We start from the raw sequence: 6,218 nt of genomic DNA, 5'->3' as shown, positions 1-6,218 counted from the left end.
TTGTTCCATTTTAGAGATTTGTTTAAGATAAGATATAACTCATTGAGATGTGTCATAGTATTCGTCGTTAGAAAACAATTATTGTGACATTATTTCAATGAGTTATCTATTTTTGTCGTGTACAGAGAGTTTTCTAATAAGCCCAGATTCACCTTGTTCAGATTAATCTGTAGTTGAAGACCGCGTCCTGGTTGCAAGCTGCTGCTACGATCGATCCCGACATTCTCCAGCAGTGTATACAGCCCTTGGGTTGGATCACCAGATTGTAAGCCCTGGGCAATGGTCATCACATACTGTTGCAGTGCAGGTGACAGTAAACTCAAATCTGGAGCTTGGGTCGGCTTAATATCGAGGTTTGCCAGCACATTTGGATTGACCATAAAATTTTCTGCATCTTTGGTTCCCCGGATTACCTGATGCTGTAAGGCAAGACGATTGGCTTCATTCTCAATAAATGGAACATAGCCAGTCTCATTACTCATTTCAGGTTCAGCCATAATGGTCATCGTAGGCAAGGTAAGCACCGTTTTCTGTTCTTCCGCATGCACTGCTATGCTCAATGTACCTAACAGAGCCCCAAATAAAGATGTTTTTAGACTATTCATGGGCTTTCCCCTACTTCAAATTTCACAACCTGAATGCCTTCATCGGTTGCTAAAGTCTGTATTTAATTTAATTATCTATTAGATTACCTTGATTATTTAGAGAACTCATTCTTGCTCAGATGAATGGCAAAACAAGTTAATTCTTAGGCTGAATCAAAAATCACAGGCGAAAAAAAACCTCAAACAATGTTTGAGGTTTTTTCGAATATGGTGGCGAGACCCAGGATCGAACTGGGGACACACGGATTTTCAATCCGTTGCTCTACCAACTGAGCTATCACGCCGATGCGGTGTATTAAGCCGTATCTAGACACATTAGTCAATCGAAATTATGAAAAAAAAGATTGAGTGTCTGAATTTTGGCCTAAAAAAAATCCCTGATGGGATCAGGGATTGAAAACTTTAAAATCGTTTTGAATATGGTGGCGAGACCCAGGATCGAACTGGGGACACACGGATTTTCAATCCGTTGCTCTACCAACTGAGCTATCACGCCGATGTCGCGTATTAAACAGTTTCAGCTCTTAATCGTCAAGTACATAACGTATAAAAATCATCAAATGTTTACTTTTCCATCGATTTACATGCTTATACAGCAATATTTTCACTATTCTCAGCAAATACCTGACTAATAAAACAAATTGAATCCGGTATTTACAAAAAAAGCAGCCCGAAGGCTGCTTGGAATTTATCTGTATCTAAATTTTTTCAAGATTTGCCAGACAACGGTGAATGGCTCCGCATCCCGGTACGAATGCTTTTACTCCTTTTTCCTCTTCCATGCGGCATGCCTCACTCACCAGCCTTTCTGCAACCCCGCGTCCACGGTTGGCCGGATGCACCACAATATTTTCCAGGGTCCGGCTTTCGCCTTGTCCCGTGCACCAGATGGCGCCGATGATTTTGGTGTTAAATTCTGCGGTATAAAGTAAGGTATACTGTGCAAGGTTTTGCTCTAGATGTTCAATGGCATCTGCCCCATCACTAAATTCAGGGCTAGTGTCATACAGTCGCTCAAGCTGGCTGCGCACTTCGTCGTTTTCTAGAGAAGTATAAGCATGTACGGTAATAGGCATTGATAAACCCTCCTGAGCAATCTAATATGCGGTGACGTCGTCACGGCGAAAATATTTTCTACATCAATCATTTTGACGTATTTGAGGAACGTGTCTATGACAGATCGTATCAGTGAAGTGGTAAGAAATACCAACGAAACCAAAATTCGAGTTCGTTTGAACCTCGATGGTACTGGTCAAGGCACTTTAAACACTGGTATTCCATTTTTAGATCATATGATTGATCAAATCAAGCGACATGGTCTGTTCGATATTGATATTCATTGTGACGGAGATCTGGAAATTGATGACCATCATACCGTAGAAGACTGTGGTATTACCTTAGGTCAAGCGTTCGCTCAGGCTTTGGGTGATAAAAAAGGCCTACGTCGTTATGGACACTTCTATGCGCCGCTTGATGAATCTTTAAGCCGTGTCGTGGTGGATCTGTCTGGCCGTCCGGGTCTGTTTATGGACATTCCATTTACCCGTGCCATGATTGGCCGTTTTGATGTAGACCTGTTTTCTGAGTTTTTCCAGGGCTTTGTCAACCACTCGCTGATGACTGTACACATTGACAACCTGAAAGGTAAAAACAGTCACCACCAGATCGAAAGTGTATTTAAGGCATTTGCCCGTGCACTGCGTATGGCATGTGAAGTTGATCCACGTGCTGCGAATACTGTTGCTTCAACCAAAGGTACCTTGTAATGACCCGTATTGCCCTTCTTGACTATGGCATGGGAAACCTACACTCAGCAGCCAAAGCACTTGAACACGTCGGTGCAACGGTAGATGTGACTAATGATCCAAAACTGATTGCCCAAGCCGACAAAATCGTTTTTCCGGGTGTGGGTGCAATGCGTGACTGCATGCAAGGCATGCATGAAGCCGGAATTGATGAAGTGGTACGTAATGCCGTGTTTAACAAACCGGTATTGGCCATCTGTGTCGGTATGCAGGCCCTGATGCAACGCTCTGAAGAAAATGGCGGTGCGGATGCACTGGGCATTTTTGCAGGTGAAGTGAAACACTTCCCGGAAATGGCAGGTTTAAAAGTGCCGCATATGGGCTGGAACCAGGTACATCAGGCCGATCCAAGCCATCCAATGTGGAAAGACATTGCTCAGGATGCACGTTTCTATTTCGTGCACAGTTACTATGTGGAACCACAAGATCCAAGCATCGTGGCAGCGACCTGTAACTACGGTATTGATTTCTGTACTGCCCTGCATAAAGACAACCTGTTTGCGACCCAGTTCCATCCTGAAAAGAGTCATACTGCAGGACTGCAACTGCTGAAAAACTTTGTGGATTGGAATATCTAATCCAATACATTCAAAAAGCTCGCATCATGCGGGCTTTTTTTATGGGCTACAGTTTAAAATTTTATTTTTGAAAAATAATTCACATCCAAGCTTCCTTCTCTAAGGTATGCTCTATTCAACCCGAATATTCATCAATGGAAGATGCTTTAATCATGGATACCCAGCTTAACGATATTCTGCCGAGTAAAGAGGCAATAGCAAATTTTCCACCTTTTCAAAATATCGCGCCTGAAAATATTGTGGTGATTAACAGCATTCAGCAATGTGAAGCTCTACGCGAAGAACTTGAGCAGATCGCAGTCTTTGGTCTGGACACTGAGTCTAAACCGACCTTCAAGGTCGGTGAAGTGTCCACTGGTCCGCATCTGATTCAGCTGGCCACTCTGGAAAAGGCCTACCTGTTTCAAATGAATGCTGCCATTTGGGATTTTCTGAAACCGATTTTTGCCAATCGAGACCAGATTAAAGTTGGTTTTGGCCTGAAAAATGATGCGCATCTCTTCCGTAAAAGAGGCATTGAGCTGAACAGTGTCATTGAACTGTCAAAGTGCTTTGGTGCGTTCGGCATTAAAAATCCTCTTGGATTAAAAAATGCGATGGCTTTGCTATTTCAGGTGAATTTTCCTAAATCGAAACGGGTCACGACATCGAACTGGGCAAAAAAACATCTCAGTCAGGCACAGATTGAATATGCGGCTGCAGATGCCTATGCACCTTTACTGGTTTTTGAAGAATTGCTGCACCGTGGCTTGGGCCCCAAGGAAGTTCCCAATACTTCACTAAAATTGAAAATTCGCCCGCATTCAAAAATTTGAACGAACAAAAGATAAGTTTTCTAATGAAATATCATTTTGATATCAGACTCCATCAGGAGTATTGCAAAGAATAAAAAAATTGAAGAATAAAATCCTGTCACTCCAGCATATCTTCAGACAGGTTTTCTTTTTTCATACCGTTTAAGAGTTAGAAATTTCGACTTTATTTGCTAAGATGAACTCACTGAAATTCATTCTAAAGATTGAGCAAGGAGCGAAAGCATGCTGATCATCCCTGCAATTGACCTGAAAGATGGCAAATGTGTCCGTTTAAAACAAGGTCGTATGGAAGACGATACCGTATTTTCTGACGATCCAGTGGCAACAGCACAGCATTGGGTAAATGAAGGCGCTCGCCGCTTGCATTTAGTAGATTTAAATGGTGCTTTCGCAGGTACACCGATTCATAAGCCAGTGGTAGAAGCCATTGCCAAATCACAGCCAGAATTGCCTATCCAGATTGGTGGCGGGATCCGCTCGCTGGAAACCATTGAGCATTATCTGGAAGCAGGCGTATCTTTTGTGATTATTGGTACAAAAGCAGTGCAAAATCCTGAATTTGTAGAAGAAGCATGCAAAAAATTTGCAGGCCACATTATTGTGGGTATCGATGCCATGAACGGCATGGTAGCAACTGATGGCTGGGCGAATGTGACTGATGTAAAAGCGACTGATCTGGCAAAACGTTTTGCGGATGCAGGCGTGTCTAGTATTGTTTATACCGATATTGCCCGTGATGGCATGATGCAGGGTGTCAACATTGAGCAAACTGTACATCTGGCACAATATTCAGGTCTGCCTGTAATTGCTTCAGGTGGTGTAACCAATATGGATGACGTGCGTAACCTGAAAGATCAGCCTGGCATTTTAGGTGCGATTACCGGTCGTGCGATCTATGAAGGCACTTTAAATCTACGTGAAGCACAATTATTGCTGGATGAACAAGAAGCGCTATAATAGCGTCTGCTGAAAAAGAGGTCTGTGGACCTCTTTTTTTATTGTTCAATTTTTTGATCCTCTCTCCCATGTCGACATCTGTTTCCCAAACATCCTCTACCTGGAGGACGAAAGTTCCTCAACTTGCTCTGATCCTGATTACGATTATCTGGGGCGGCAGTTTTATCACCGTACAATATGGTCTGAATTTTAGTAGTCCGGTGATCTTTGTCGGATTACGTTTTGCAGCAGCGGCAATTGCCGTAACTCTGCTGTCGCTGAAGCACTTGAAAGGCATGACGCTTAAAGAAGTGGCAGCGGGTGCCATCATTGGGGCTGTGATTGCGATCGGTTATGGAACACAAACGGTGGGCTTGCAAACGATTAGTAGCAGTGAATCGGCCTTTTTGACTGCGCTATATGTTCCCTTAGTGCCTCTAATGCTGTGGCTGCTATTTCGTAAGAAACCACATTTTATGACCTGGGTCGGTGCCCTGTTTGCCTTTCTTGGCTTGGTCTTTTTAACCGGTAATGGCTTTGGTGCCATTCAGCTGAATTTTGGTCAGGCTTTGACTTTGCTCGGCTCGATTGCCATTGCGCTTGAGATTATTTTTATCAGTCATTTTGCTCCGAAGGTGAATACTCGGCGTGTCACCGTGCTACAACTCATTTTTGCCTCGTTATTTTGTTTTCTGATGGCACCGATGCTGGGTGAATCACAGTTACCTGACTTCCATTGGCATCTGGCAGGTATTTTGGTCGGTCTCGGTATTGCCAGTGCCTGTATTCAGCTAGTGATGAACTGGGCACAGGAAATGGTAGATCCTTCCCAAGCTGCAATTATTTATGCCGGTGAACCGATCTGGGCAAGTTTATTTGGACGTATGGCGGGAGAACGTTTGCCTGCGCTGGCACTTCTAGGCGGATTGATGGTGGTACTTGGGGTGATTGCCAGCGAATGGAAGCCAAAGTTTTTTAGAAAAGAAAAAATAGAAGAGTTGAAGGAAGATCTTTCCTAAGCTTATGAGCTCCCCCTCTTAGAAAAGGGGGAGTTTTTTATCTAGAGAAATATAGCTAATCTTATTTGGTATACATCGGTCGATTGTCATTCAGACGCATAATGCCGCGAATCGCGCGATAGACAATCCAGATCCAGGAAACAAAGACCACAACCAGACAGAAAGTGGATGCACCAAAAGCAACCCCTGCAAACAGGTCCGGATCTTCATGGGTAAAGAACAGGAATAGGAACGGCACAAAGGCTACAATATTCCAGAATAGATACCACCAGAAACTGCGGATTTGCCAGGTAAAGTGGCTTTCAAAAATCGAGCCTCGTACATCCGAGCGCTTCACATAGTTAATAATCAGTGCAATCACTGCCAGCAAGCCACCACTAAAAATGGCCACGATATATAAGATATAAAGAATCAGGGTTAGCGTGCGATTTGAGTCTTTATCAATTGAATAGTTCATCTA

Annotated in this window: 8 protein-coding genes and 2 tRNA genes; 5 read left to right on the top strand and 5 right to left on the bottom strand. The window is 43.4% G+C overall.

The window, feature by feature from the left end; genetic code table 11:
• Positions 1-89: 89 nt before the first annotated feature.
• From FTU19_RS13255 to FTU19_RS13240, 4 genes are all read right to left on the bottom strand, one after another.
• Positions 90-605 carry a hypothetical protein gene (locus FTU19_RS13255; RefSeq protein WP_180131515.1) on the bottom strand — a complete coding sequence of 172 codons (516 nt, stop codon included), beginning with the start codon at positions 603-605 and terminating at the stop codon, positions 90-92.
• 208 nt (positions 606-813) lie between these two features.
• Positions 814-889 (bottom strand) — tRNA-Phe (locus tag FTU19_RS13250).
• Between the two features lie 136 nt (positions 890-1,025).
• Positions 1,026-1,101: transfer RNA gene (locus FTU19_RS13245), tRNA-Phe, on the bottom strand.
• Positions 1,102-1,303: 202 nt separating this feature from the next.
• Positions 1,304-1,681, bottom strand: coding sequence for a GNAT family N-acetyltransferase (locus FTU19_RS13240; RefSeq protein ID WP_004781604.1), 378 nt, complete (start codon positions 1,679-1,681; stop codon positions 1,304-1,306).
• Positions 1,682-1,777: 96 nt separating this feature from the next.
• Here FTU19_RS13240 and hisB point away from each other — a divergent pair, with 96 nt between their 5' ends.
• The 5 genes from hisB (at position 1,778) to FTU19_RS13215 (ending at position 5,758) form a co-directional block, all read left to right on the top strand.
• Positions 1,778-2,371 (top strand): imidazoleglycerol-phosphate dehydratase HisB, encoded by a 594-nt coding sequence (gene hisB, locus FTU19_RS13235; protein WP_005232589.1) that lies wholly within the window; start codon positions 1,778-1,780, stop codon positions 2,369-2,371.
• Positions 2,371-2,988, top strand: coding sequence for an imidazole glycerol phosphate synthase subunit HisH (gene hisH, locus FTU19_RS13230; RefSeq protein WP_004781601.1), 618 nt, complete (start codon positions 2,371-2,373; stop codon positions 2,986-2,988). Before hisB ends, hisH begins: the two co-directional genes overlap by 1 nt.
• Positions 2,989-3,122: 134 nt before the next feature.
• Positions 3,123-3,803: a 3'-5' exonuclease gene (locus tag FTU19_RS13225; protein WP_373684974.1), complete on the top strand. Its 681-nt coding sequence runs from the start codon at positions 3,123-3,125 to the stop codon at positions 3,801-3,803.
• Between the two features lie 222 nt (positions 3,804-4,025).
• Positions 4,026-4,760: a 1-(5-phosphoribosyl)-5-[(5-phosphoribosylamino)methylideneamino]imidazole-4-carboxamide isomerase gene (gene hisA / locus FTU19_RS13220; protein WP_005232592.1), complete on the top strand. Its 735-nt coding sequence runs from the start codon at positions 4,026-4,028 to the stop codon at positions 4,758-4,760.
• Between the two features lie 68 nt (positions 4,761-4,828).
• Entirely contained in the window at positions 4,829-5,758 is a 930-nt protein-coding gene (locus tag FTU19_RS13215; protein ID WP_179991947.1) for a DMT family transporter, read from the top strand.
• A 61-nt stretch (positions 5,759-5,819) separates the two neighbouring features.
• Here FTU19_RS13215 and FTU19_RS13210 read toward each other — a convergent pair whose 3' ends face one another.
• Entirely contained in the window at positions 5,820-6,215 is a 396-nt protein-coding gene (locus FTU19_RS13210) for a hypothetical protein (RefSeq protein WP_004781593.1), read from the bottom strand.
• Between the last annotated feature and the right edge of the window lie 3 nt (positions 6,216-6,218).

The sequence above is a fragment of the Acinetobacter sp. YH12072 genome (genome assembly GCF_013419565.1).
Lineage (GTDB): Bacteria > Pseudomonadota > Gammaproteobacteria > Pseudomonadales > Moraxellaceae > Acinetobacter.
This window is presented reverse-complemented; position numbering and strand designations above follow the sequence as displayed.